The organism is Bradyrhizobium sp. ISRA442 (assembly GCF_038085055.1).
Taxonomy (GTDB): Bacteria; Pseudomonadota; Alphaproteobacteria; order Rhizobiales; family Xanthobacteraceae; genus Bradyrhizobium.
In genome coordinates this window covers 344,591-366,451 of record NZ_JALGCN010000004.1, presented here as the reverse complement: position 1 = coordinate 366,451, position 21,861 = coordinate 344,591, and the positions used below count along the sequence as shown (strand labels likewise).

Sequence of the window (21,861 nt, the reverse complement as noted above, 5' to 3'; positions counted from 1 at the left end):
CGTCGCAATCCTGCTATTGTCGAGGGGTCATGACTTCGCGCGAATCCGCTTCGTCTGAAATCACGCCGGCTGTGCTCTTGCGCGCCTATGCCTGCGGCATCTTTCCAATGGCCGAGAGCGCCGATGATCCGACCCTGTTCTGGGTCGAGCCGGAGATGCGGGGCGTCATTCCGCTCGATGGGTTCCGCGTTGCCTCGCGTCTCGCACGGACCGTGCGCTCGGATGCGCTTCGTGTCACCGTCAACACCGCGTTCAAGGCGACCATCGCCGGCTGCGCTGCGCCGCAGACCGGACGCGAGGACACCTGGATCAACAAGCGCATCCGCGATCTCTATGGCGGCCTGCACGAGCTCGGCCATTGCCACAGCGTCGAGGCCTGGCAAGGCGACGATCTCGTCGGCGGCCTCTACGGCGTGAGCCTCGGGCGCGCCTTCTTCGGTGAGAGCATGTTCCACACCGCGCGCGATGCCTCCAAGGTGGCGTTGGTGCATCTGGTTGCGCGCCTCATCTACGGCGGCTTCGAGCTGCTCGACACGCAATATGTCACCGAGCATCTGAAGAGCTTTGGCGCGGTCGAGATTTCACGGCGGCGCTACACCGGCCTGCTCGACAGGGCGCTGGCCGGCGAGCCGGCCGATTTCCTGAAGCTGTCTGCGGGAGAAGCAATCCCGGGCGCACGCGCGCTCGAGATCATCGCGTCACGGCAATAGTCGATGATTGCGACTAGCGACTAAATCCGGGGAAATTGAACAGGCCCGGTTGCTGCTGCGGCGGCGGTGCAGCCGGCTGCGGCTGCTGCGGAGGCGGCAATGGCTGTGGCGGACGCTGCTGCACCTGCTTCGGCGCGGCCTTCTTCTGCGCAGGCGGCGGCGGTGGCGGCGGCTTTGCGGCGGCGGGGTCGGGTGCCGCGGTCGCGATGGTCTGCTGCGGCTCTTTGCAATCGGTGAGCCAGATGTCGTAGATCGGGTGCTCGACGCCGTGCAGGCCCGGGCTGGCCGCGAACATCCAGCCCGAGAAAATCCGCTTCACCTCGCCCTGCAAGGTGATCTCGTCGACCTCGACGAAAGCGTCGGTGTTGGCCGCTTCCGTCGCCGGCCGCGTGTAGCAGGCGTCGGTCTTAACGCGCAGCGCGCCGAACTGCACGGTCTCACCGACGTCCTCGTCGAAATTGATGATGCGGCCCGTGATCTTGTCGAGGCCCGAGAAGGTCGCCTTCTTGTTCACGATCTTCTGCGCCGGCGGCTCGGTGACGACCTCATCGCCCGGCTGGAGGCTCGCTGGCGCCTGCGGCACGCCGCCCTTCTGCTGGGGCTGGCGCTGGCCAGGTGCCGCGCCCGGCTGCGGCGCTCCTTGCGGATTGGGCGGGGCGACCGCCACGGACGGCGGCTGGTTCTGCGGAGCAACGGTGGTGCCCGGCGGCGGCGCCAGGGGCTGGGTCTCGACCGGCCCGGGCAGCGCGTTGCCCTGAATGTTGCCTTGAGGATTGCTTTGACGCGGCATCGGGCGCGACGGCAGCACACGGCCTTGCGGCGGCAGCTCCGGCACCTCCTCGTCGTCATCAGGGATCTGCGGCTGCGGCTGGCCGCGCGGAATGCTGCCCGGCGGCCGCGGCGGCGGGTCGGAGAAGATCGTGCCGATCTGCGCCTGCGCAGGCGGCGCAAGCGTCATCGCCGAGGCGGCCAGCAGCGCCGCAAGTCCTGTCAGGGTAAGGGTTCGAAACATCTCGCGCGGCTTCAACAGCGAATCGGGCTTGTTGGACATTCTACAGGGGATACCGCCGCTCGCAGGCCACCCGGTTAACACGCCGAATACGGCGGGGAAAGGGCGGCATTCCTGCCCTCCTCTGCCAGCCGCCGACTGGCCAGACCCGTCTTGGGATGGAATAGTCGGCCAGGGCCCGCCGGAGGGTCCAAGCGTCTCCGGGCCAACCGGAGCAGGACAAGACCGCCCATGCCCGTCGTACTCGATCCCGATGCCGCCGCCGTCTACAGGGCGTTCCAGGAGGCCGGCCGCCCCGCCTACGAGAGCCTAACCGCGCCGGAAGCGCGCGCCTATTATTCGCAGGCGCGCTTTGCCACCAATCCGGACGCACCGGAGCTGGCGCGCATCGCGGAGCTGGCGATCCCGGCGTCGCACGGCGCGATCCCGGCGCGCATCTATGTTCCCGCCGAGCTGCGACGGCGCGACGGATTGTCGCCTGCGCTGGTGTTCTTCCACGGCGGCGGCTGGGTGATCGGCGATCTCGAGACCCATGATGTCGCCTGCCGCAAGCTCGCGATCGAAGGCGCGCTGATCGTGATCTCGGTAGACTACCGCCTCGCGCCCGAGCACAAGTTTCCCGCCGCCGTCGACGATGCGATCGCCGCGACCAAATGGGTTGCGGCCAACGCGCGCAATCTCGGCATCGACGCCGCGCGCCTCTCGGTCGGCGGCGACAGCGCCGGCGGCAATCTCGCAGCCGTCGTCGCGCTCGCCGCGCGCGACGGCAACGGTCCTGCGATCGCAGGTCAGGTCTTGATCTATCCGGCGATCGATTTCGCCATGACGCATGGCTCTCACAGCGAGCCCGAGACCAGCGTGCTGCTCACGCATTCGGTGATCCGCTGGTTCCGCGATCATTATCTCAACGGCGTCGCCGACATCCAGGACTGGCGCGCTTCGCCGGCACGCGCCGCGACGCTTCTCGGCCTGCCGCCGGCCTATGTGCTCACCGCCGGCGCCGATCCGCTCCGCGATGAAGGCGAAGAGTACGCCGCGCGTCTGAAGCGGGCCGGCGTGAGCGTCACCTCCAGGCACTTTCCCGGGCAGTTCCACGGCTTCTTCACCATGGGCAAGCTGCTCCCGCAGGCAAACGTTGCCGCGAGCGAGATCGGCGCATGGCTGAAAGGCTTGGGCTAGCGAAAGCGTTGTAGCCCGCATGAGCGAAGCGACATGCGGGACACTTTATCCACCGGAAGCACCTGCCCCGGATATCGCTTCGCTCATCCGGGCTACAAATCCATCGATACTGAAAAACCCGGATGTCTATCAGCCTTCGAACCATCTTCGCCGTTCCCCTGCGCGGGCTCACCTGGCTCGGCGACCAGGGCACGCGCGCGGTGGCGGCGCTGGTGTTCATCGCGATTGCGGTGCCGCCGATCGGGGCGCTGCTGCGCCCCTACGTCACCGAGGCGATCTTCTGCCTGCTCTGCATCTCCTTCATGCGCGTCGATCTGGCCGCGCTCTACGGCCATTTGCGCCGGCCCGGGCTGGTCGCGGCCGCCACGGCGTGGACCACGATCGGCGTGCCCATGCTCGTCGGGCTGCTCGCCTGGTCGACCGGGTTCGACAGCCGCTCGCCCGGCCTCTTCCTCGCGCTGATGCTGCAAGGCATGGCCTCGCCGATGATGGCCTCACCCGCGCTCGCCGCGATGATCGGCCTCGACGCCACGCTGGTGCTGGTCACACTGGTGACCTCGACCGCGCTCGTGCCTTTCACCGCCTCGCTGTTCGCAAGCCTGTTCCTCGGCGCCAGCCTCAGCATCACGCCGCTCACGCTCGGCTTGAAGCTGCTCGGCCTGCTTGCCGGATCGCTGCTCGCCGCGACTGTCATCCGCCGTGCCGTCGGCACTGATGCGATCCACCGCCACAGGCGGCCGATCGACGGCATCAACATCATCATCCTGCTGGTGTTCGCGTCGGCGGTGATGGGCGATGTGGCGAGCGACCTCGTGACCGATCCGGTCTTCACGATCGGCGTCGCGCTGATGGCGTTTGCGGTCTATTTCACGCTGTTGGCGGTCACGACGCTGCTCTTCCGCCGCGTCGGGTACGAGCGCGCGCTGGCGCTCGGGCTGATGGTGTCACAGCGCAATCTGGGGCTGATGCTGGCTGCGACCGCGGGCGCGCTGCCGCCGACGACCTGGCTCTACTTTGCGCTCACCCAGTTTCCGATCCACCTCGCTCCCTACATGCTGACGCCGATCGCGCGCCGCTTGATGGCCCGCGTGCACGCGTCCGGCGCAGCGGCCGCAGGCAGCCCGACCTAGCGTACGCACTCACAAGCCTCCGCGGCAGCCGGGGCGCATATGAGGGATCATCTCTCGTGCCGTCTCTTTTTCTTGCACTCTTCCAATATCCAGCCCCGGAACGCTTGCATGGCGTGTGAAAAACGCTTCGATTTCAGGGACGTGAGCCAATACGATCCGAGATAGACCTGACTGTCATAAGGACAGACCAGCCGTTTGCGCGACACGTCATCCGAAAACAAGACGACGGGCAACAGCGCGACTCCGGCGCCTTGGGCTGCCGCATGCGCCAACGAGACCGATGAATCAAAGGTCGGGCCGGCCATACGAGGCTGCCGGCACTTCACCGCTTCGAACCACTGCGCCCACTCGCCCGTCCGATAAGACCGCAACAGCACCTCTTGGTGGAGGTCGACCGGGGTTTCGAGCCGCTTCGCAATGGTTGGCGCGCACATCGGCGTGAAGTGCGCATCGACCAGACGCTCGGCATTCGTTCCGTGCCACGCGCCATCGCCGAAACGAATGGCGTAGTCCAATCCTTCGCCACCGAGGTCCACGCGATTATTGTTCGCAAAGATTCTGATGTCGATGTGCGGATGCCTGGCCGTGAAGCTCTTGAGGCGCGGAAGGAGCCAGCCGGACGCGAACGTACCGACCACACCAATCGTCAGGATCTCGCGCATTCGACCGTTCTCAAACCGGTCCAGCACCTGGTTGATTCGACTGAAGGCGTCGGAGATCGCAGGCTGCAGCGCTTCACCTTCTTCGGTAAGGGCAAGCCCACGTGTCAATCGCCTGAAGAGCTTTACGCGCAGGCTCTCTTCGAGGATCCGCACCTGCTGGCTCACAGCGGCCTGCGACACGCGAAGTTCGAGGCCGGCCTTGGTGAAGCTGAGATGACGCGCTGCCGCCTCGAATGAACGGAGCGCATTGAGCGGCAGGCCGGAAACGGTGGGCGGACGGCGGGTCACGTCTGATCCAAGTTTTGCTTATGGATGGCCTTACGAACCATCGTTTGTCAATCGATAGAGCGCGAAGCAAAAGCCTGTGCACGATTTACGGGAGTTTACGATGCTTACGCGACGTCAGTTCGGCTCATCAGCACTTGCGTTCGCAGGAAGTGCCTTCCTGCCCAAGATTTCGAGTGCGGCGCCAGCCGGAACAGCACGACTGATCGAGGCCATTACAGAGCTGGAACTGAAGAGCGGAGGCCGGCTCGGCGTTTCCGTGCTCGACACGAAAACGGGAGCACTGATTCATCACAAGGGAGATGAACGCTTTCCCATGTGCAGCACATTCAAGGTGCTTGCGTCCGCAGCAATCCTCAAAGGCGCAGGCGGCAGGCTGGACCGCCTCGAACGGCGCGTTCGCGTTGAGCAAGCCGACATCGTGGAGAACTCGCCCGTGAGCCGTGAGCATGTTGGCGGCGAAGGAATGTCGCTCCTTGAGGTCTGCGACGCTGCCATTACCAGGAGCGACAACACCGCCGGAAACCTGCTTTTGAAAAATATCGGCGGCACGACCGGGCTGACCAGCTTTGCGCGGAGCCTCGGCGACAAGGTGACGCGATTGGACCGGATCGAACCCGCACTGAACGAGGCGGCGCCGGGCGATCCGCGCGACACCACGACACCAAATGCAATGGCCGCAAACTTCAGGCGCTTGCTGCTCGGCAACGTGCTCCTGCCGGAAGCTCGCGATCAGCTCGCGAAATGGCTGATCGCGAACAAGACCGGAGATAGCCGATTGCGCGCCGGCCTGCCGCAAGGCTGGCGCGTGGGCGACAAGACCGGAGCGGGCGAACACGGCACCACCAACGACGTAGCGATCGTATGGCCGCCCGAGCACCCGCCGCTGATCATCGCAGTTTACCTCACCGGATCCGCGCTCGACCCGAATGGGCGAAATGACATCATCGCATCTGTAGGACGTGAGATCGGCAAGACTCTTGGCTGACTAGAAGAGGCTTGGCTGACCGGAAGTATACGCCCTAGCCGGCCCGCGCCGCGCGCCGCAGCGCCTGCGGCGGCTGGCCGAAGGCGCGGATGAAGGCGCGTCGCATCCGCTCGGGATCGCGAAAGCCGGTCGCCTCCGCGACGAGCTCGATCGCCTCGCGCGAGGACTGCACGCGCTCGCGCGCGACCTCGACACGCAGCCGCTCGATCGCCTTGGACGGCGTCGTGCCGGTCTCGGCGGCAAAGGCGCGGGCGAAATGCCGCGCGCTCATGCCGGCGCGGTCGGCGAGATCTTCCACCGTCAGCGGTGCGTCGAGATTTTCGCGCGCCCATGACAACAGCCCGCCGAATCGGCCGTTCGGCGCCTTCAATTCCAGCAGCGAGGAGAATTGCGACTGGCCGCCGCTGCGGCGGTGGTAGAGCACGAGCTGCCGCGCGGTCTGCTGTGCCACCTCCTCGCCGTGATCCTCGGTGACCATCGCCAGCGCAAGGTCGATGCCGGCGCTGATGCCGGCCGAGGTCCACACATTGCCGTCGCGGGTGAAGATCTGGTCTGGCTCGAACTTCACCTTCGGATAGCGCGCGACGAAGTCGCGCGTGCGCCCCCAATGCGTGGTGGCGCGGCGGCCGTCGAGCAGTCCGGCCTCGGCCAGCACGTAGGCGCCCGAGCAGACGCTCGCGACCCGCACGCCGCGCCGCGCAAGCCGCTGCACGAAGGCCAGCGTGGCGGGGCAGCGTGCCGCCGCAGCCACGCCCTCACCGCCGGCAACGACAAGGGTCGTAATTGCATTGGCTGATTTGAAATCACGCGCGACCATCTCGACGCCGGACGAACTGCGCACCGGGCCTGCATTGACGGCGAGCACGCGGATCGCGAGCGGCTTGGCGGCGTAGCGCGCGCCGATCTCGAAGGCCGAGATGGGACCTGCCGCATCGAGCAACTGGAAATCCGGGAAGATCAGGATGCCGATCATCGCTTAGTCCGAAAAAGAGGGAAATGCGCCATTCCGGACGCGAGGGCACCATGCCATCCTGCCGACGTCAAGCTGATTTTTCGGGAGGTTCTTCGATGTCGTCGCCGTTACAGATCGGGCTCTTGGTGTTCCCACGCGTCACCCAGCTCGACTTCAGCGGTCCCTTGCAGGTGTTCTCCTCCGTGCCGGGGGCGACGGTGCACTTGATCTGGAAAACCCTGGATCCGATGCCGAGCGATTCCGTGCTGATGCTGACGCCGACCGTGACGTTCGCCGATTGCCCGCAGCTCGACGTCATCTGCGTGCCCGGCGGCTCTGGGATCGATGCTCTCGTCAATGACGAGGAGACCCTCGACTTCCTGCGCAGGCAGGCCGAGGGCGCCAAGTACGTCACCTCGGTCTGCACGGGATCGCTGGTGCTGGGTGCAGCCGCCCTGTTGAAGGGTTATCGCGCCGCGACCCATTGGAGCGCGATGGAGATGCTCAGCCATTTCGGCGCGATGCCGACGAAGACGCGCGTGTGCATCGATCGCAACCGCATCACCGGCGGCGGCGTCACCGCGGGCATCGATTTCGCGCTGACGCTGGTATCGATGCTGGTCGATCGCACCACGGCGGAGGCGATCCAGCTCCGCCTCGAATACAATCCGGCCCCCCGTTCAATGCGGGCTCGCCCGATACGGCGCCTGCCGAGGTGCTTGCTTTTCTCAGGGAACGCGGCGCGCAAAACCAGGCCCGTCGTATCGAGGCCGTCAAGCGCGCGGCAGCGCGGGTGATGTAGGCATTCCATGTTGGGGCGGAACTGACGTTTTGGGGGTGAGTTAAGCCCGCACCAAAATTCACAGCGTCCAGGAGATCAGGCATGGAGCATCTCCACTACCCCAACGAAAGCACTGAATATCGCGCCGCGCGAAATGCGTTGCTGGACGAGGAGATCGCCCTCCGGGCGCAGATTGAAACCGTGGCCGCCAAGCGTCGCGCGCTGCCGCTCGGCGGCGAGGTGCTGCAGGACTATGTCTTCGAGCGGATCGGCAAAACGAGCATGCCGGAACAGGTCAGGATGTCGGATCTGTTCGGCCCGCACGATACGCTGATCCTGTACAGCTTCATGTATGGGCCGGAACGCGAGCTGCCCTGCCCCGGCTGCACCCATCTGCTTGACGGGCTCGACGGCGCCGCACGACATATCGGCAAGCGCGCAGCCTTCCACATCGTCGCCAAATCGCCGATCGCGCGGCTCGCCGCTTGGGCCCACGAACGCGGCTGGGAGCACCTGTCGCTGCTGTCCACCGCCGGCAACAGCTACGATGCCGATTACTTCGGCGATACGTCGAAATTCTCCAGGGGGATGCGCGCCCAGCATCATGTTCCGGACGGACAGAACTGGGACGAGACGATCTTCAACGTCTTCAAGAAGGCGAGCGGCAAGATCAGGCACTTCTGGGGGTCGGAGATGAGCTTTGCGCCGCCCGCGCCGAAGCAACACCATCGCGCGGGCGATCTGGTCGATCCGCTCTGGGGCCTGCTCGACATGACGCCCGAGGGGCGCGGCGACTTCTTCCCCAAGGTGCGCTACGACTGAAGCGCTGGCGCAACGCGATCAAAGAAAAAGGCCGCTCGGTTTCCCAAGCGGCCTTTCCTGTCTTACGGCGGCTGCACATTCCATCGGGCGATTTCGGACCTAGCAGACCGGGGGCCTATGTCCCGGTCGAGTCCTCGTCGGCGGCCGCTGCATATCGGGACAGTCGCGAGCTGTTGCCCGAACCGAACGCGATGGTCTCCCATCTCCGTAAGATGGGATCATTGAGCCGCATTGCTCGTCTCAGCGCAACGGATGCGCAAGCGGCGTCCCCGCTGTTCCCATTGTCCACAACGGCTGCAGCGGATGCGGATGCATCCAAAAGCAGTGAAGGACGATTCGGTCGGCCGGGTGATTAGCCTGGCGTCCAGGGTTGATAGTCGCCGGTCGCCTTTGGCCGCTTGCCGCTGGCGAGCGTCGAACCGGCCGGCCGGTAGGCTCTCGGCGTGCCCGTCAGGTTCGGCTGGTGCGGCTTTTCCCATTCGCGTGGCTGGTAGTTGATCTCGGTCGGCGGCACGTCGACGACGTGATGCAGCCAGCCATGCCAGTCCGGCGGAACGCGGCTCGCTTCCGCATAGCCGTTATAGATTACCCAGCGCCGCTCGAATCCGAGCGCCGGGTCGATCGCCCCGCCGCGGGTGCGATAGTAGCGGTTGCCCTGCTCGTCCTGGCCGACCAGTTCCCCGAACCGCCAGGTCCAGAGTTGGGTGCCAAAGGTCTGGCCATTCCACCAGGTGAAGAGCTTGAGGAAGAATTGTTTCATGCGGCAAGGGCCCTGCTTTCCGGGGTCCTGATGCCATCCGGGCGGCGAAATGTCCAGTTCGGCAGGTGCGAACGTGACCCACGCACAGGCCATGGCGGTGGCACTGCCGCCGCCGCAATGCCCCGTCTCGATCCGTTCATGCCGGTACGGGTGGCGGGTGGAAGCCCGCCTCGATCGCCAGACGTGTGATCCAGGAACCACAGCCGCCTCAACGGGTTTGCTTCCGGGAAAAGGAGTTGCACATGAACAGTCTGAAAGTTTTGGGCGCAGCCGCAGCGCTGGCGCTGGTTCTGCCGATGGCGTCGCCGAGCTTTGCACAGGGGCGCGGCCACGGCGGTGGTGGTGGAGGCGCCCACTTCGGCAGCGGAGGCGGCGGCGGTGCTCACTTCGGTGGAGGCGGCGCGCGCATGGGTGGCGGCGGCTTCAGTGGCGGCGCGGCGATGCGCGGTGGCGGCGGCAATTTCGCAGCGAACGCCGCAGCACGTCCGGGCGGCGCTTCGCCGTCCTTCAGCACAGGCGGCCGCAGCTTCGCAGCCGGTGCCGCGATGCGTCCGGGCGTAACCTCGCCGTCCGTCACGACCGGCGGCACACGCTTCGCAGCCGCAGGAACCGGCGGTACCTGGCGCGGCGGTAACTGGCGCGGTGGCGATTGGCGCGGTGGCTACTGGCGTCATCGCGGCGGCTTCTGGCCGGGCGTGGCGGCAGGTGCGACAATCGGCGCGCTGGGCTCATACGCCTATTATGGCGGCGGCCCGTACTACGATGACTCCTACTATTATGGTGACACCTATTACGACGAAGAGCCGTCCGTGGCCGTGGTGCCTGACGGCGGCGGCGACTCCGCAGCCTACTGCGCTCAGCGCTACAGGTCGTATGATCCGGCGTCCGGCACATATCTCGGCTATGACGGACAGCGGCATCCCTGCCCGTAAGCGCATCAAGATCATTTGAACCCAAAGGGCGTCGCAGCGATGCGACGCCCTTTTCACGCGCATCGCGTGCGCTGGCGACGTCTTGTACGCACCGTTGCAAATGGACCCTTAATCACCCCACCGTGCATATCTACCCTGATCCAATCCAAAATTGACCGGGCGCACGATTCGCTTATATCACAACCGCTGTGGGGACTTCGATCTACTGGGAAGTGTCATGCCGCGTATCCTCGTGGTTGATGACGATCCGATGGTCGGCGCGACCATCGAGGTCCTCCTCCAACGTCAGGGCTTCGACGTCACGCTGACTGACGGCGGCGAAACAGGGCTTGCTGCGCTCGAGGCACAGACCTTTGATGTCATGCTAGTCGACATCTTCATGCCGCACATGCGCGGCTTCGAATCCATCCGCATCTTTCACGAGCGCGCCCCGACGATTCCGCTGATCGCGATGTCCGGTTACGCCTTCGCTTCGTCCGCCTCGCCCTCTCCCGATTTCTTGCGCATGGCGCTGGAGCTCGGCGCGATGCGCTGCCTGCGCAAGCCGTTCACGCCGGAAGCGCTGCTGACCACGATCAAGGAATGCCTCGCCGGCCCCGGCGAGACCACACCGCTGAAGGACAAGAAAGAAGCCCCTTGATCCCCTCGCAGCGCGTCATTCTCGGTGCCGGACTTGCCATCCTCCTGATCATCACCGCCGCCTCGATCGGACTTGACGTCAAGTCGCGGTCCGATGCGGCCTGGGTCAATCACACCATCGACGTCCTTAAGAAAATCTCGGACCTGCGCGTCCAGATCCGCCGCGCCGAGAGCGCAGCGCGCGGCTACGAGATCTATCTCACTCCCGGGTTCAACGACGATTTCCAGGCCGCACGCAGCAACATCGCGCCGGCGCTGGCCGAGCTCAAGCGCGCCCTCCGCGACAATTCCGACCAGGTCGCCCTGCTCGAGGACACCGGGCCGCTGATCCAGCGCCGGCTCGAGATCGCGGCCGAAGCGATGCGGTTGCGCGCCGAGAATGACCGCGCCGGCATTGCCGCGCTCCAGGGCAGGGCCGAGGGCCGCGGCCTCATGGAAACGGTGATGGCCAATCTCGACCGCCTGAGCACGCAAGAAGACGCACTGCTCGCCGCGCGCACGTCGGATTCACGTCGCACCGGCATCGTTCTACTCGGCATCGATGTCGCCGGGGCTGCGCTGATCCTGCTCCTGGTCGCGCTTCTGATGCGCGAGACCCGGCGCGCCCGGGTCCAGCTCCAAAGCTCGCTGCACGAGACGCAGGCCGCCAAGGAGCTACTCGAGGCTGCCGTCGCCGAGCGCACCGAGCATCTCGTCACCGCCCACGACGAGCTCCGCCTCTCCGTCAACGTGCTCCAGAGCACGTTCCGCAGCATGGCGGAGGCGGTGCTGGTCATCGACAATGAGGGTGACGTCCTCCTGTCCAATCCGGCCGCCGAGCGCATGCTGCTCCATCGCGCCGGCATGAACCTGCGCAACCTGCGGGCGCTGTCCGACGTCTTTCAGGGCGATGGCGTTACGCCGCTCAAGCCGGACGAGCTGCCGTCGACGCGCGTGCTACGCGGCGATGCGTTCGAAGAGCTGGAGATGGTCGTACGCCCGCACAGCGGCAATCCTCCGCGGCACCTCATGATCAGCGGCCGGCCGATGCGCGACGCGCAAGGCAATATCTCCGGCGCGGTGCTGGTCTATCACGATGCCACCACCTCGCGCGAAACCGAGCGGCAGCTCCACCAGTCGCAGAAGCTGGACGCCATCGGCAAGCTCACCGGCGGCGTCGCCCACGACTTCAACAACATGCTGACGGTGATCTCCGGCAACACCGAGACGCTGGTCGCGAGCCTGGAGCAGCAGCCCGAGCTCCAGCGCGTGGCGCGGCTGATCGACGATGCCGCCGAGCGCTGCGCCGAGCTGATCCAGCATCTGCTCGCGTTTGCGCGCAAGCAGCCGCTCAAGCCGCGCGACGTCGAGATCAACGCCGCGATCACCGATATCGCAAAGCTCCTGCGCCCCACCCTCGGCGAGCAGATCCAGATCGAGACCGCGCTGGAACAGGGGCCGATGACCTCGCACATCGATCCGTCGCGGCTCACCAACGCCGTGCTCAACATGGCGATCAACGCGCGCGACGCCATGCCGAACGGCGGCAAGCTCCTGCTCGAGACCCACCGGGTCACGCTGGACGAGGCCTATGCGCAGGCCAATCCGGACGTCCGGCCCGGTCCCTACGTGATGCTCGCGGTCAGCGATAACGGCACCGGCATGCCGCCCGAAGTCCAGGAGAAGGCGTTCGAGCCGTTCTTCACCACCAAGGAGGTCGGCAAGGGCTCCGGCCTTGGCCTGTCCATGGTCTACGGCTTCGTCAAGCAGTCCGGCGGCCACATCAAGATCTACAGCGAGGAAGGCCACGGCACGACGATCAAGCTCTATCTGCCGCCGGGCGAAGGCTTGGCGGAAGCGACTGCGCCCGCTCTCCCCGCTGCCGCGGGCGGTGTCGAGACCATCCTGGTCGTCGAGGACGATACGCTGGTGCGCAACTTCGTCACCGCGCAGTTGCAGAGTCTCGGCTACCGGACCATCGCCGCCGCCGACAGCAAGGCCGCGCTGCAATTGATCGAAGCCGGCGAGGCCTTCGATCTCCTGTTCACCGACATCGTCATCCCCGGCGGCATCAGCGGCCGTGAGCTTGCCGAGAAGGCGGCAAAGATCCGCCCCGGGCTGAAAGTGCTCTACACGTCGGGCTATACCGACGACGCCGTCGTACATCACGGCAAGCTCGACGACGGCGTGATGCTGCTGACGAAACCCTACCGCCGCAACCAGCTCGCCGAGATGATCCGCCTGGCGCTGAGCGGGGGCGGAAGATCTCCGCGCTAGCGCGTCGCCAGCACGACGCCTGCGAGCGTGAAGATCAGCGCCGCGATCTGCCCCGCCCCTAACGGCTCGCCCAGCGCGAGCGCCGAGGCGACGACGCCGATCACCGGCACCGCCATGGTGCCGATCGCCGCAACCGAGGCCGGCAGGCGCGACAGCGCGGCGAACCAGCTCACATAGGCGATGCAGAACTGCACCACGGTCGAATAGACCAGCAGCGCCCAGCCAATCGGCGTCACCAGTGAAAGATGCGTGGTCTCGAGGAGAAGGCCCGCGATCGCGACCGGCAGGCAGCCGACGCCGATCTGCCAGGCCGCCGCCGTGATCGGCGGCAGATGGATCGGGTATTTCTTCAGAAGCACCGTGCCGAGCGCAAAGCCGATCGACCCGATGAGCGCCATGACGATGCCGGGCAGCTTGGCCTCGCTCGCCGCAAAGCCGTTGCCGCCCATGATCGCGGCAAGGCCCGCAAAGGCCATCACCAGCGCAATGGTTCGCAGCAGCGTCGGCCGCTCGCCGAGCACCGGCCAGGCGATGATCGAGGCCCAGACCGGCATGGTGTAGGCGATCAGCGCCGCCTCGCTCGCCGGCAGCCACAGCAGCGCGAGCCCCATCAGCACCATCCAGCCGGTCACGTTGAGCACGCCCGCAATCAGCAGGCGCGGCCAGATCTCGGGCTGGACCCTCAGGCTGTCGCGCCGGACGAGGGCGAGCGCAGCCAGAAGCACGGCGCCGAGCACGCCGGTCACCCCGCGCAGGGTCAAGGGCGGCAGCTCGGCGAGCAGGAATTTGGTCGCCGGCCAGTTGAAGCCCCAGCCGATCGAGGTGATGGCGAGGAACATCAGGCCGGCCGGGGCGATGCGCGGCCGCATAGCCCGGCGAGTCGAATCATGCATGTGGGGTACCCGGCAGAAACGCCCGTCAGCTTGACGCGGATTCGGCGGCTTCACCACCACCTTCGCGGGCATGCCTGCCCCAAGTTCCGTGGCACTACGTGAGTCTTGCTGACGCAATCCCATCCGCCCAAAAATATAGCTGCCCTGTGAACAGCGGGACGAAGGGTGCGCATCCACACCGGATGCAAATTTTTTCGGTTGGGAATCCCTGAGGACTCACTGATACTTGCCCCCACAACAGGCGCGGCCGAGACCCCTGTTATCCCCCGCTTTCCACCATATTTAGTATTTGATTCAGGAACTCGCACTAGTTCTTGACGGGCGCAACGGAGAGTCCTAGCTTTCGATCCGTTCGGCGCGAGTGAGTTTGCGTCCCGCCGGCACTCCCCCAAAGGGTCCCGCAAATGACCACTCCGCCGGCCAGACCAAGGCAGCGGGGCAAGGGCTTGTCTGCCCTTCAAACGCGGACTTTTCGGGCGCCAGAACGGGCCGGCAACAGGCTCGGATGGCATCGGTAGAAGACGTGGCGTTGGGGCGTTGAACGCATGTCGGGCACATCCCCTTGGGGGCGGATGGGCCTGGACATGCCGGCGGATGCGAGGTGTGCGCACCGAACCATCGCGTCGGGAGAAACTGGGCCGGATTCCACCGGCTGAACTGCGAAGCCTTTAGGCCGGTCCGGCCCTTGGAGGAATCGCGAACTCGAGAAATGCGACCCGGCACGCCCACACGAAGGCGGTCCGGTCAGAGAAAAGGACGGGGCAAGACGATGCGGATTGAGCGGCGCCACACCACGCAAGGACAGTCACCTTACGCCGGGATCGAATTCCGGCTGACCACGTCGGAGATCAGGAATCCCGACGGCTCGGTCGTGTTCAAACTCGACAACGTCGAAGTGCCGGCCGAGTGGTCGCAGGTCGCTTCCGACGTCCTCGCGCAGAAATATTTCCGCAAAGCGGGCGTTGCCGCGCGCCTGAAGAAGGTCGAGGAAGAATCCGTCCCCTCCTTCCTGTGGCGTTCCGTGCCCGACACGGAGGCGCTGGCCGCTCTGCCCGAGAAGGAGCGCTATGTCAGCGAGCTCAGCGCAAAACAGGTGTTCGACCGCCTCGCCGGCTGCTGGACCTATTGGGGCTGGAAGGGCGGCTACTTCTCCTCGGACGAGGACGCCCAGGCCTTCTATGACGAGCTCCGCTACATGCTCGCCATGCAGATGGTCGCGCCGAACTCGCCGCAATGGTTCAACACCGGCCTGCACTGGGCCTATGGCATCGACGGCCCCGGCCAGGGCCACTATTACGTCGACCCCTTCACCGGCAAGCTGACCAAGTCCAAGTCCGCCTACGAGCATCCGCAGCCGCACGCCTGCTTCATCCAGGGCGTCGGCGACGACCTCGTCAACGAGGGCGGCATCATGGACCTCTGGGTGCGCGAGGCGCGCCTGTTCAAATACGGCTCCGGCACCGGCTCCAACTTCTCGCGCCTGCGCGGCGAGGGTGAAAAACTCTCGGGCGGCGGCCGCTCGTCCGGCCTGATGAGCTTCCTCAAGATCGGCGACCGCGCGGCTGGCGCAATCAAGTCGGGCGGCACCACGCGCCGCGCCGCCAAGATGGTCGTGGTCGACGTCGATCACCCCGACATCGAGACCTATATCGACTGGAAGGTGAAGGAGGAGCAGAAGGTCGCAGCTCTCGTCACCGGCTCCAAGATCAACCAGAAGCACCTCAAGGCGGTGCTGAAGGCCTGCGTGAACTGCGAGGGCTCGGGCGACGACTGCTTCGATCCCGAGAAGAACCCGGCGCTCCGCCGCGAGATCAAGCTCGCGCGCCGCTCGCTCGTGCCCGACAACTACATCAAGCGCGTCATCCAGTTCGCCAAGCAGGGCTACAAGGACCTCCAGTTCGACACCTACGACACCGACTGGGATTCGGAAGCCTATCTCACGGTGTCCGGCCAGAACTCCAACAACTCGGTCTCGCTGAAGGACGATTTCTTGCGTGCCGTCGAGACCGACGGCGACTGGAACCTCGTCGCCCGCACCTCGAAGAAGGTCACGAAGACACTTCGTGCGCGCGACCTCTGGGAGAAGATCGGCTACGCCGCCTGGGCGTCGGCCGACCCCGGCCTGCACTTCAACACCACGATGAACGACTGGCACACCTGCAAGGCGTCCGGCGACATCCGCGCGTCCAATCCGTGCTCGGAATACATGTTCCTGGACGACACGGCCTGCAACCTCGCCTCCGCCAATCTGCTGACGTTCTACAACACGACCACGAAGCACTTCGACGTCGAGGGCTACGAGCACCTCTGCCGGCTCTGGACCTTGGTGCTCGAAATCTCCGTGATGATGGCGCAGTTCCCGTCGAAGGCGATCGCCGAGCTCTCCTACGAGTTCCGCACGCTCGGCCTCGGCTACGCCAATATCGGCGGTCTCCTGATGACCATGGGCCTGTCCTATGACTCCAGGGAAGGCCGTGCGCTCTGCGGCGCCCTGACCGCGGTGATGACCGGCATCACCTACAAGACCTCCGCGGAGATCGCGGCCGAGCTCGGCACCTTCCCCGGCTACAAGAAGAATGCCGCGCACATGCTGCGCGTGATCCGCAACCACCGCCGCGCCGCGCATGGCGAGGTCTCCGGCTACGAGGCGCTCTCGGTCAACCCGGTGCCGCTCGACCACGCCTCCTGCCCGCAAGCCGACCTCGTCGCGCATGCGCAGGCTGCCTGGGATGCGGCGCTCGAGCTCGGCGAGAAGCACGGCTACCGCAACGCCCAGACCACGGTCATCGCGCCGACCGGCACGATCGGCCTCGTCATGGACTGCGACACCACCGGCATCGAGCCGGACTTCGCGCTCGTGAAGTTCAAGAAGCTCGCCGGCGGCGGCTACTTCAAGATCATCAACCGCGCGGTCCCCGAAGCGCTGCGCGCGCTCGGCTATCGCGAGAGCGAGATCGCCGAGATCGAGGCCTATGCCGTCGGCCACGGCTCGCTGTCCAACGCGCCGGGCATCAATGCCGCGACGCTGAAGGCCAAGGGCTTCACGGATGAAGCGATCGCGAAGGTCGAAAAGGCCTTGCCGACCGCCTTCGACATCAAGTTCGCCTTCAACAAGTGGACTTTTGGCGAGGATTTCATCCGCGACCAGCTCGGCATCGGCTCGGAAGCGATCGCGGCCCCCGGCTTCGACCTGCTCCAGGCCGTCGGCTTCACCAAGCGCGAGATCGAGGCGGCCAACGTCCACATCTGCGGCGCGATGACCGTGGAAGGTGCTCCGCACCTCAAGGCCGAGCACTATCCGGTGTTCGACTGCGCCAATCCATGCGGCAAGGTCGGCAAGCGCTATTTGTCGGTCGAGAGCCACATCCGCATGATGGCGGCGGCGCAGCCCTTCATCTCGGGCGCGATCTCCAAGACCATCAACATGCCGAATGACGCGACGGTGGAGGATTGCAAGTCCGCCTACATGCTGTCGTGGAAGCTGGCGCTGAAGGCCAACGCGCTCTATCGCGACGGCTCCAAGCTCTCCCAGCCGCTCAACTCCCAGCTCATCAGCGACGATGAGGACGAGGACGATGCGGTCGAGCAGCTCTACGAGAAGCCGCTTGCGGCGCGCGCGGCCCAGGTCTCCGAGAAGGTGGTCGAAAAGCTCGTCGAGCGCATCATCGTGATGCGCGAGCGCGAGAAGATGCCGGATCGCCGCAAGGGTTACACCCAGAAGGCGGTCGTCGGCGGCCACAAGGTGTACTTGCGCACCGGCGAGTATGACGATGGCCGTCTCGGCGAGATCTTCATCGACATGCACAAGGAAGGCGCGGCGCTGCGCTCCTTCATCAACAACTTCGCCATCGCCGTGTCGCTCGGTCTGCAATACGGCGTGCCGCTCGATGAATATGTCGACGCGTTCACCTTCACCCGCTTCGAGCCGGCGGGCCCCGTGCAGGGCAACGACAGCATCAAGTACGCGACCTCGATCCTCGACTACGTCTTCCGCGAGCTCGCGGTGAGCTACCTCTCCCGCTTCGACCTCGCCCACGTCGATCCCAACGAGACCGGCTTCGACGCGCTCGGCAAGGGCGTCGAGGAAGGCAAGGAGCCGGACGAGGAGCCGAGCCACCACGCGACCAAGCTGGTCTCGCGCGGCCTCACCCGCTCCCGCACCGACAATCTGGTCGTGATGCGCGGCGGCTCCACCGCCGTCGCCTCCGGCAACGACAGTGCCCCCGCCGGCGGCAGCAAGGTCACGGCGCTGGCCTCGCACGGCGCTTCGGCCCGCACCAGTGACGCGGTCGAAGGCGCCGTCGCCCTGAAGCAGGAAGCCAGCCACGACCTCTCGCCCACCGAGAAGCTCGAGCAGATGCAATGGAGCAAGGCCGGCACCGCGCAAACGCTGGTGCCAACCAAGGCCGAGCGCCGCGCGGAAGCGAAAGCCAAGGGCTACGAAGGCGAGATGTGCTCCGAGTGCGGCAACTTCACGCTGGTGCGGAACGGCACGTGCATGAAGTGCGATACGTGCGGCAGCACGACGGGGTGTTCGTGAGGCGGTAGCCCGCCCGCGATGATCGTCATGCCCGGGCGTCCAGAAAAAAAGGCGGCCGCAAGGCCGCCTCTTTACTGGAGCTGCGACGAGCATCTTCCATTGACAGCGTTCCCTTTATGTTCTTACCTAGGATAGGAGTCGATGAGTGCTCGTCGTCGGCCAAGAGATTCCTCCGAGGTGACGCTTGGCGTAAATATCCCGTCATGCGATTGCCAAGGCTAAAGCCGGAAACGCCGCACTCCAAAGAACTCCTCGACCCATCGTTGCGGGTAGTCACCGTTGAGGAATTTTTGCACCGGGTTGCAGAAATCCGTAACAGTCAGCATGCTCCGCTACTTCGGTACGAGAATGCGCCAGACGATTATGTCAAATTCGAGCATCCATGTTCGCACTTTCATTATGGACATCACGCAGAGAATCGATGGCAAATTCAGAGGGTACTAACACCGCTTTGCTTTGCGTTGATTGTGTTTCAGCAATTTCACTCCAATGACTGGCGTGGCGCGCCCAGCTTGACGATATTCGGCAAAACTCAATCGCCATGGGCATTTCTCGCGTGGGAGAAGCTCAATTGCAGGGTACTTTCTGACGAACTATTCTCGCCTAAAGAAAAGGAGCTCTTTTCGTTCGCGTGACGAAATCATCGGCCGGACGCGAGCCGAGCCGACGCATTTCGCAAGCCTTCCAAAACCAAGGCGTACCCCTCCTCACTAAACGCCAACAGCGCGCAGGATGGGTGGAGCCAGGCGATACCTATCAATGCCCGACGCCAAGTAGAGCTCAATCCATCCTACGAGTTCCCTGCCAAGCCCGTAGGTCGGATTAGCGCAGCACAATCCGCGACTAGGGATCGTCAGCGCAATATGCTTCCGCTATGCTCCCTATCCCGCTCCCCCAAAACCCATGCCAAGAAAAAGCAGTCGCCTCCTCCCCCGCCTTCGCAACTTCCGGCGGGGCGCGCGGTGGACGCGAAAGAGGTTCGCGCGGACACCGCGGATGGTTCGGATCGCGGGCAGCGTGGCGATCCTGCTTGCGGCCGCGGCGCTCATGAACATCGTCTATCACGTGATCCGCAAGCCGACCGAGCTGTTCTTCCTTGTCGGCAACTCCCTCGACAAGGAGCCGGCCGAGACTTGGCGGCAATACGGGCCGCTCTTCCGCAAGCATTCCACCGATACGATCACGCCGGAATTGCTGGCCGCGCTGGCGCAGGTCGAGAGCTCGGGCAATCCGGTGGCGCGCACCTATTGGCGCTGGCGATTGAGCCTCAATCCCCTCGCGATCTACCGGCCCGCCTCCAGCGCCGTCGGCCTTTACCAGATGACCGACCCAGCCTACGCCGAAGCCGCACGGTTCTGTGTCCGCGAAAACGCGATCACGGACACCGGCTGCGGGTTCACCAGCTTCTATATCCGCGCGATCCCGAGCCACGCCATCGAGCTGGCATCCGTGTATCTGGACCGCAATGTGGCTGATGTTCTCGCGCGCGCCGGCGATGTGAAGGCCAGCGCACAGCAGAAGCAGGATCTGGCCGCCTTCATCCATCTCTGCGGCGCAGGTCCCGCCACCGCCTACGCGCGCCGCCACTTTCAGATGACGACCGGCGAGCGGTGCGGCGACCACCTCGTCGCAAGCTATATCTCGGCGGTCAACGCGATGAAGCGGCGATTTCTGCGGCTTGCGGCGGATGACGGCGATTAGCTCGTCCACCCCTCCCAATCAATCTTTTCCGGCGGAATGCGCGCGGCGCCGCTGAGTGCCGCAGCGGCGACGGATTGCAGCGCGCTTTGCCGCAGCGGATCCGCCGTTCCCGCCCGCGCGTTGACAGGCTACACTCGCTTGACCCGCCACGCGCCATGGAGCCGTGCATGCCCGAAATTCGCTTCGACGACGGTGCCGCCTATGAGCAGATGATGGGGGTCTGGAGCCGGCTTGCCGGCGAGGTCTTTCTCGACTGGCTTAAACCTGCGCAAGGCCTGCTCTGGATCGACGTGGGCTGCGGCAACGGCGCCTTCACCGAGCTGGTGCTGTCGCGCTGCGCCCCTGCCGAGGTGCAGGGCATCGACCCCTCCGAGGGACAGCTCGCCTTTGCGCGCATGCGACCCGGGGCACGCGGCGCTCATTTCCAGCAAGGCGATGCGATGGAGCTACCGTTCGCGACGGACAGCTTCGATGCCGCGGTGATGGCATTGGTGCTGGTCTTCGTGCCCGATCCCGCGAAGGGCATTGCGGAATTGGTGCGGGTGGCTCGGCCGGGCGGCCTCGTCGCAACCTATATCTGGGACATGCTGGACGGCGGCTTCCCGCTCGATCCGATCCTTGCGGAGATCAGCGCGATGGGACTTTCGCCGACACGCCCGCCTCGCATGGAGGCGTCGCGCCTCGATGCATTGAGCGCATTCTGGATCGCAGCGGGCTTGACGCAGATCGAGACCCGAGAAATCGCCGTGCAGCGGACGTTTGGCGATTTCGAGGAGTTTTGGCAGGTGGAGACGAAAGCCCCATCGATCGCCCCAATGATCGCCGAGATGCCGCTGGCCGACGTCGCCACACTGAGGCAGCGCGTGCAGGCGCGCCTGCCCGCTAGCGCCGACGGCCGCATCGCCTATCGCGCCCGCGCCCACGCGATCAAGGGATGCAAGCCGCAGCCCGCATAGCCACAGTCAGCCCATACACTGTCAGCCCATACGATGAGTGGAGCGACCTGTCCGCTGTAGCTCGCAGAGCGCCGCCTTCATCCATCTCTGCGGCGCAGGTCCCGCCACGGCCTACGCACGCCGCCACTTTCAGATGATCGCCGGCGAGCGGTGCGGCGACCACCTCGTCGCAAGCTATATCTCGGGGGTCAACGCGATGAAGCGGCGATTTCTGCGCCTTGCGGCGGATGACGGCAATTAACTAGCTCTTGTAGCTAGCTCCTGGCCGTCGCACCGGTGCCACCCGATTTACCACCAGTATGGCCACCGCCACCCCTCATAGCGGACCCACGACGACACATAGGGCGGGCCGTATGGATCGACCCGGTCGTCTTCAGGGCGATAACGATATCGTGGAACAATATAATAATCCCAGGGCGTTGGCCTCAACACGGGCGGCGGCGTAACAACAAGCCTCTGCCGTGGGACATCAACGACTTGGACCTTCCGCGTCCGGGCTTCAGCACCAGACGTCCCAAGGTTGCACAGCACCAGAGCCGTTCCGAGAGTGCACGCGACGGTCATTTTCTTCATGCGTTGGCCTCCTGGCCAAGAGAGTGCAAAAGGACTCAAAGCAAGGCAAGCTAATTCGCTCTCGAGTTGCTTGAAATGACGCTCTCGGCCTGG

The 21,861-nt window shown here is 65.2% G+C and carries 16 protein-coding genes and 3 pseudogenes; 13 read left to right on the top strand and 6 right to left on the bottom strand.

The window, feature by feature from the left end; translation table 11 throughout:
- Nucleotides 1–29 precede the first annotated feature (29 nt).
- Nucleotides 30–710: a leucyl/phenylalanyl-tRNA--protein transferase gene (gene aat / locus MTR72_RS11390; RefSeq protein WP_280964141.1), complete on the top strand. Its 681-nt coding sequence runs from the start codon at nt 30–32 to the stop codon at nt 708–710.
- Between the two features lie 13 nt (nt 711–723).
- On the opposite strand, the gene MTR72_RS11385 is transcribed toward aat, so the two are convergent.
- Nucleotides 724–1,761 (bottom strand): DUF2155 domain-containing protein, encoded by a 1,038-nt coding sequence (locus MTR72_RS11385; RefSeq protein ID WP_341510364.1) that lies wholly within the window; start codon nt 1,759–1,761, stop codon nt 724–726.
- Nucleotides 1,762–1,950: 189 nt separating this feature from the next.
- Here MTR72_RS11385 and MTR72_RS11380 point away from each other — a divergent pair, with 189 nt between their 5' ends.
- Together MTR72_RS11380 and MTR72_RS11375 are read left to right on the top strand one after the other, a co-directional pair.
- Complete coding sequence (locus MTR72_RS11380) at nt 1,951–2,898, top strand: alpha/beta hydrolase (protein WP_280964143.1); 948 nt, start codon at nt 1,951–1,953, stop codon at nt 2,896–2,898.
- Between the two features lie 122 nt (nt 2,899–3,020).
- Nucleotides 3,021–4,028: a Na+-dependent transporter gene (locus MTR72_RS11375; protein WP_280964144.1), complete on the top strand. Its 1,008-nt coding sequence runs from the start codon at nt 3,021–3,023 to the stop codon at nt 4,026–4,028.
- Nucleotides 4,029–4,075: 47 nt separating this feature from the next.
- On the opposite strand, the gene MTR72_RS11370 is transcribed toward MTR72_RS11375, so the two are convergent.
- Nucleotides 4,076–4,978, bottom strand: a complete 903-nt coding sequence (locus MTR72_RS11370; protein ID WP_280964145.1) for a LysR family transcriptional regulator — start codon at nt 4,976–4,978, stop codon at nt 4,076–4,078.
- 100 nt (nt 4,979–5,078) lie between these two features.
- On the opposite strand from MTR72_RS11370, the gene bla reads away from it, so the two are divergent.
- Complete coding sequence (bla, locus tag MTR72_RS11365; protein ID WP_280964146.1) at nt 5,079–5,963, top strand: class A beta-lactamase; 885 nt, start codon at nt 5,079–5,081, stop codon at nt 5,961–5,963.
- A gap of 112 nt (nt 5,964–6,075) precedes the next feature.
- Here the strand turns inward: bla and MTR72_RS11360 are convergent.
- Nucleotides 6,076–6,936, bottom strand: a pseudogene (locus MTR72_RS11360) (GlxA family transcriptional regulator); the annotation flags it as partial.
- A 95-nt stretch (nt 6,937–7,031) separates the two neighbouring features.
- On the opposite strand from MTR72_RS11360, the pseudogene MTR72_RS11355 reads away from it, so the two are divergent.
- Nucleotides 7,032–7,717, top strand: a pseudogene (locus MTR72_RS11355) (DJ-1/PfpI family protein).
- An 81-nt stretch (nt 7,718–7,798) separates the two neighbouring features.
- Nucleotides 7,799–8,518, top strand: a complete 720-nt coding sequence (locus MTR72_RS11350; RefSeq protein ID WP_280964148.1) for a DUF899 family protein — start codon at nt 7,799–7,801, stop codon at nt 8,516–8,518.
- A gap of 352 nt (nt 8,519–8,870) precedes the next feature.
- Here MTR72_RS11350 and MTR72_RS11345 read toward each other — a convergent pair whose 3' ends face one another.
- A complete protein-coding gene (locus tag MTR72_RS11345) occupies nt 8,871–9,278 on the bottom strand; it encodes an NADH:ubiquinone oxidoreductase subunit NDUFA12 (protein ID WP_280964149.1) in 408 nt (135 codons plus the stop codon).
- A 242-nt stretch (nt 9,279–9,520) separates the two neighbouring features.
- Between MTR72_RS11345 and MTR72_RS11340 the strand changes: the two genes are divergently transcribed.
- The 3 genes from MTR72_RS11340 to MTR72_RS11330 all read left to right on the top strand — a co-directional run bounded on the left by MTR72_RS11340 (nt 9,521) and on the right by MTR72_RS11330 (nt 13,105).
- Entirely contained in the window at nt 9,521–10,210 is a 690-nt protein-coding gene (locus tag MTR72_RS11340; protein ID WP_280964150.1) for a BA14K family protein, read from the top strand.
- Between the two features lie 217 nt (nt 10,211–10,427).
- A complete protein-coding gene (locus MTR72_RS11335; RefSeq protein ID WP_280964151.1) occupies nt 10,428–10,850 on the top strand; it encodes a response regulator in 423 nt (140 codons plus the stop codon).
- On the top strand, nt 10,847–13,105 hold the full coding sequence (locus tag MTR72_RS11330; protein WP_280964152.1) for a CHASE3 domain-containing protein: 2,259 nt from the start codon (nt 10,847–10,849) through the stop codon (nt 13,103–13,105). The genes MTR72_RS11335 and MTR72_RS11330 overlap by 4 nt, the downstream gene beginning before the upstream one ends.
- Here MTR72_RS11330 and MTR72_RS11325 read toward each other — a convergent pair.
- Complete coding sequence (locus tag MTR72_RS11325; protein ID WP_280964153.1) at nt 13,102–13,998, bottom strand: DMT family transporter; 897 nt, start codon at nt 13,996–13,998, stop codon at nt 13,102–13,104. The genes MTR72_RS11330 and MTR72_RS11325 overlap by 4 nt on opposite strands.
- Before the next feature lie 769 nt (nt 13,999–14,767).
- Here MTR72_RS11325 and MTR72_RS11320 point away from each other — a divergent pair.
- Nucleotides 14,768–18,538 carry a vitamin B12-dependent ribonucleotide reductase gene (locus MTR72_RS11320; protein WP_280964154.1) on the top strand — a complete coding sequence of 1,257 codons (3,771 nt, stop codon included), beginning with the start codon at nt 14,768–14,770 and terminating at the stop codon, nt 18,536–18,538.
- Nucleotides 18,539–18,904: 366 nt separating this feature from the next.
- Here MTR72_RS11320 and MTR72_RS11315 read toward each other — a convergent pair whose 3' ends face one another.
- A complete protein-coding gene (locus MTR72_RS11315; RefSeq protein ID WP_341510363.1) occupies nt 18,905–19,081 on the bottom strand; it encodes a hypothetical protein in 177 nt (58 codons plus the stop codon).
- Nucleotides 19,082–19,441: 360 nt separating this feature from the next.
- On the opposite strand from MTR72_RS11315, the gene MTR72_RS11310 reads away from it, so the two are divergent.
- The 3 genes and pseudogenes from MTR72_RS11310 to MTR72_RS11300 form a co-directional block, all read left to right on the top strand.
- On the top strand, nt 19,442–20,239 hold the full coding sequence (locus MTR72_RS11310) for a transglycosylase SLT domain-containing protein (protein ID WP_280964156.1): 798 nt from the start codon (nt 19,442–19,444) through the stop codon (nt 20,237–20,239).
- 167 nt (nt 20,240–20,406) lie between these two features.
- Entirely contained in the window at nt 20,407–21,195 is a 789-nt protein-coding gene (locus tag MTR72_RS11305) for a class I SAM-dependent methyltransferase (protein ID WP_341510362.1), read from the top strand.
- A gap of 70 nt (nt 21,196–21,265) precedes the next feature.
- Nucleotides 21,266–21,436: pseudogene (locus tag MTR72_RS11300) on the top strand (lytic transglycosylase domain-containing protein); the annotation flags it as partial.
- Nucleotides 21,437–21,861: the final 425 nt, after the last annotated feature.

Coding starts and splice junctions, on each gene's coding strand:
- aat (WP_280964141.1), top strand. CDS start 30: ATGACTTCGCGCGAATCCGCTTCGTCTGAAATCACGCCGGCTGTGCTC.
- MTR72_RS11385 (WP_341510364.1), bottom strand. CDS start 1,761: ATGTCCAACAAGCCCGATTCGCTGTTGAAGCCGCGCGAGATGTTTCGA.
- MTR72_RS11380 (WP_280964143.1), top strand. CDS start 1,951: ATGCCCGTCGTACTCGATCCCGATGCCGCCGCCGTCTACAGGGCGTTC.
- MTR72_RS11375 (WP_280964144.1), top strand. CDS start 3,021: ATGTCTATCAGCCTTCGAACCATCTTCGCCGTTCCCCTGCGCGGGCTC.
- bla (WP_280964146.1), top strand. CDS start 5,079: ATGCTTACGCGACGTCAGTTCGGCTCATCAGCACTTGCGTTCGCAGGA.
- MTR72_RS11350 (WP_280964148.1), top strand. CDS start 7,799: ATGGAGCATCTCCACTACCCCAACGAAAGCACTGAATATCGCGCCGCG.
- MTR72_RS11345 (WP_280964149.1), bottom strand. CDS start 9,278: ATGAAACAATTCTTCCTCAAGCTCTTCACCTGGTGGAATGGCCAGACC.
- MTR72_RS11340 (WP_280964150.1), top strand. CDS start 9,521: ATGAACAGTCTGAAAGTTTTGGGCGCAGCCGCAGCGCTGGCGCTGGTT.
- MTR72_RS11335 (WP_280964151.1), top strand. CDS start 10,428: ATGCCGCGTATCCTCGTGGTTGATGACGATCCGATGGTCGGCGCGACC.
- MTR72_RS11325 (WP_280964153.1), bottom strand. CDS start 13,998: ATGCATGATTCGACTCGCCGGGCTATGCGGCCGCGCATCGCCCCGGCC.
- MTR72_RS11320 (WP_280964154.1), top strand. CDS start 14,768: ATGCGGATTGAGCGGCGCCACACCACGCAAGGACAGTCACCTTACGCC.
- MTR72_RS11315 (WP_341510363.1), bottom strand. CDS start 19,081: ATGGCGATTGAGTTTTGCCGAATATCGTCAAGCTGGGCGCGCCACGCC.
- MTR72_RS11310 (WP_280964156.1), top strand. CDS start 19,442: ATGCCAAGAAAAAGCAGTCGCCTCCTCCCCCGCCTTCGCAACTTCCGG.
- MTR72_RS11305 (WP_341510362.1), top strand. CDS start 20,407: ATGCCCGAAATTCGCTTCGACGACGGTGCCGCCTATGAGCAGATGATG.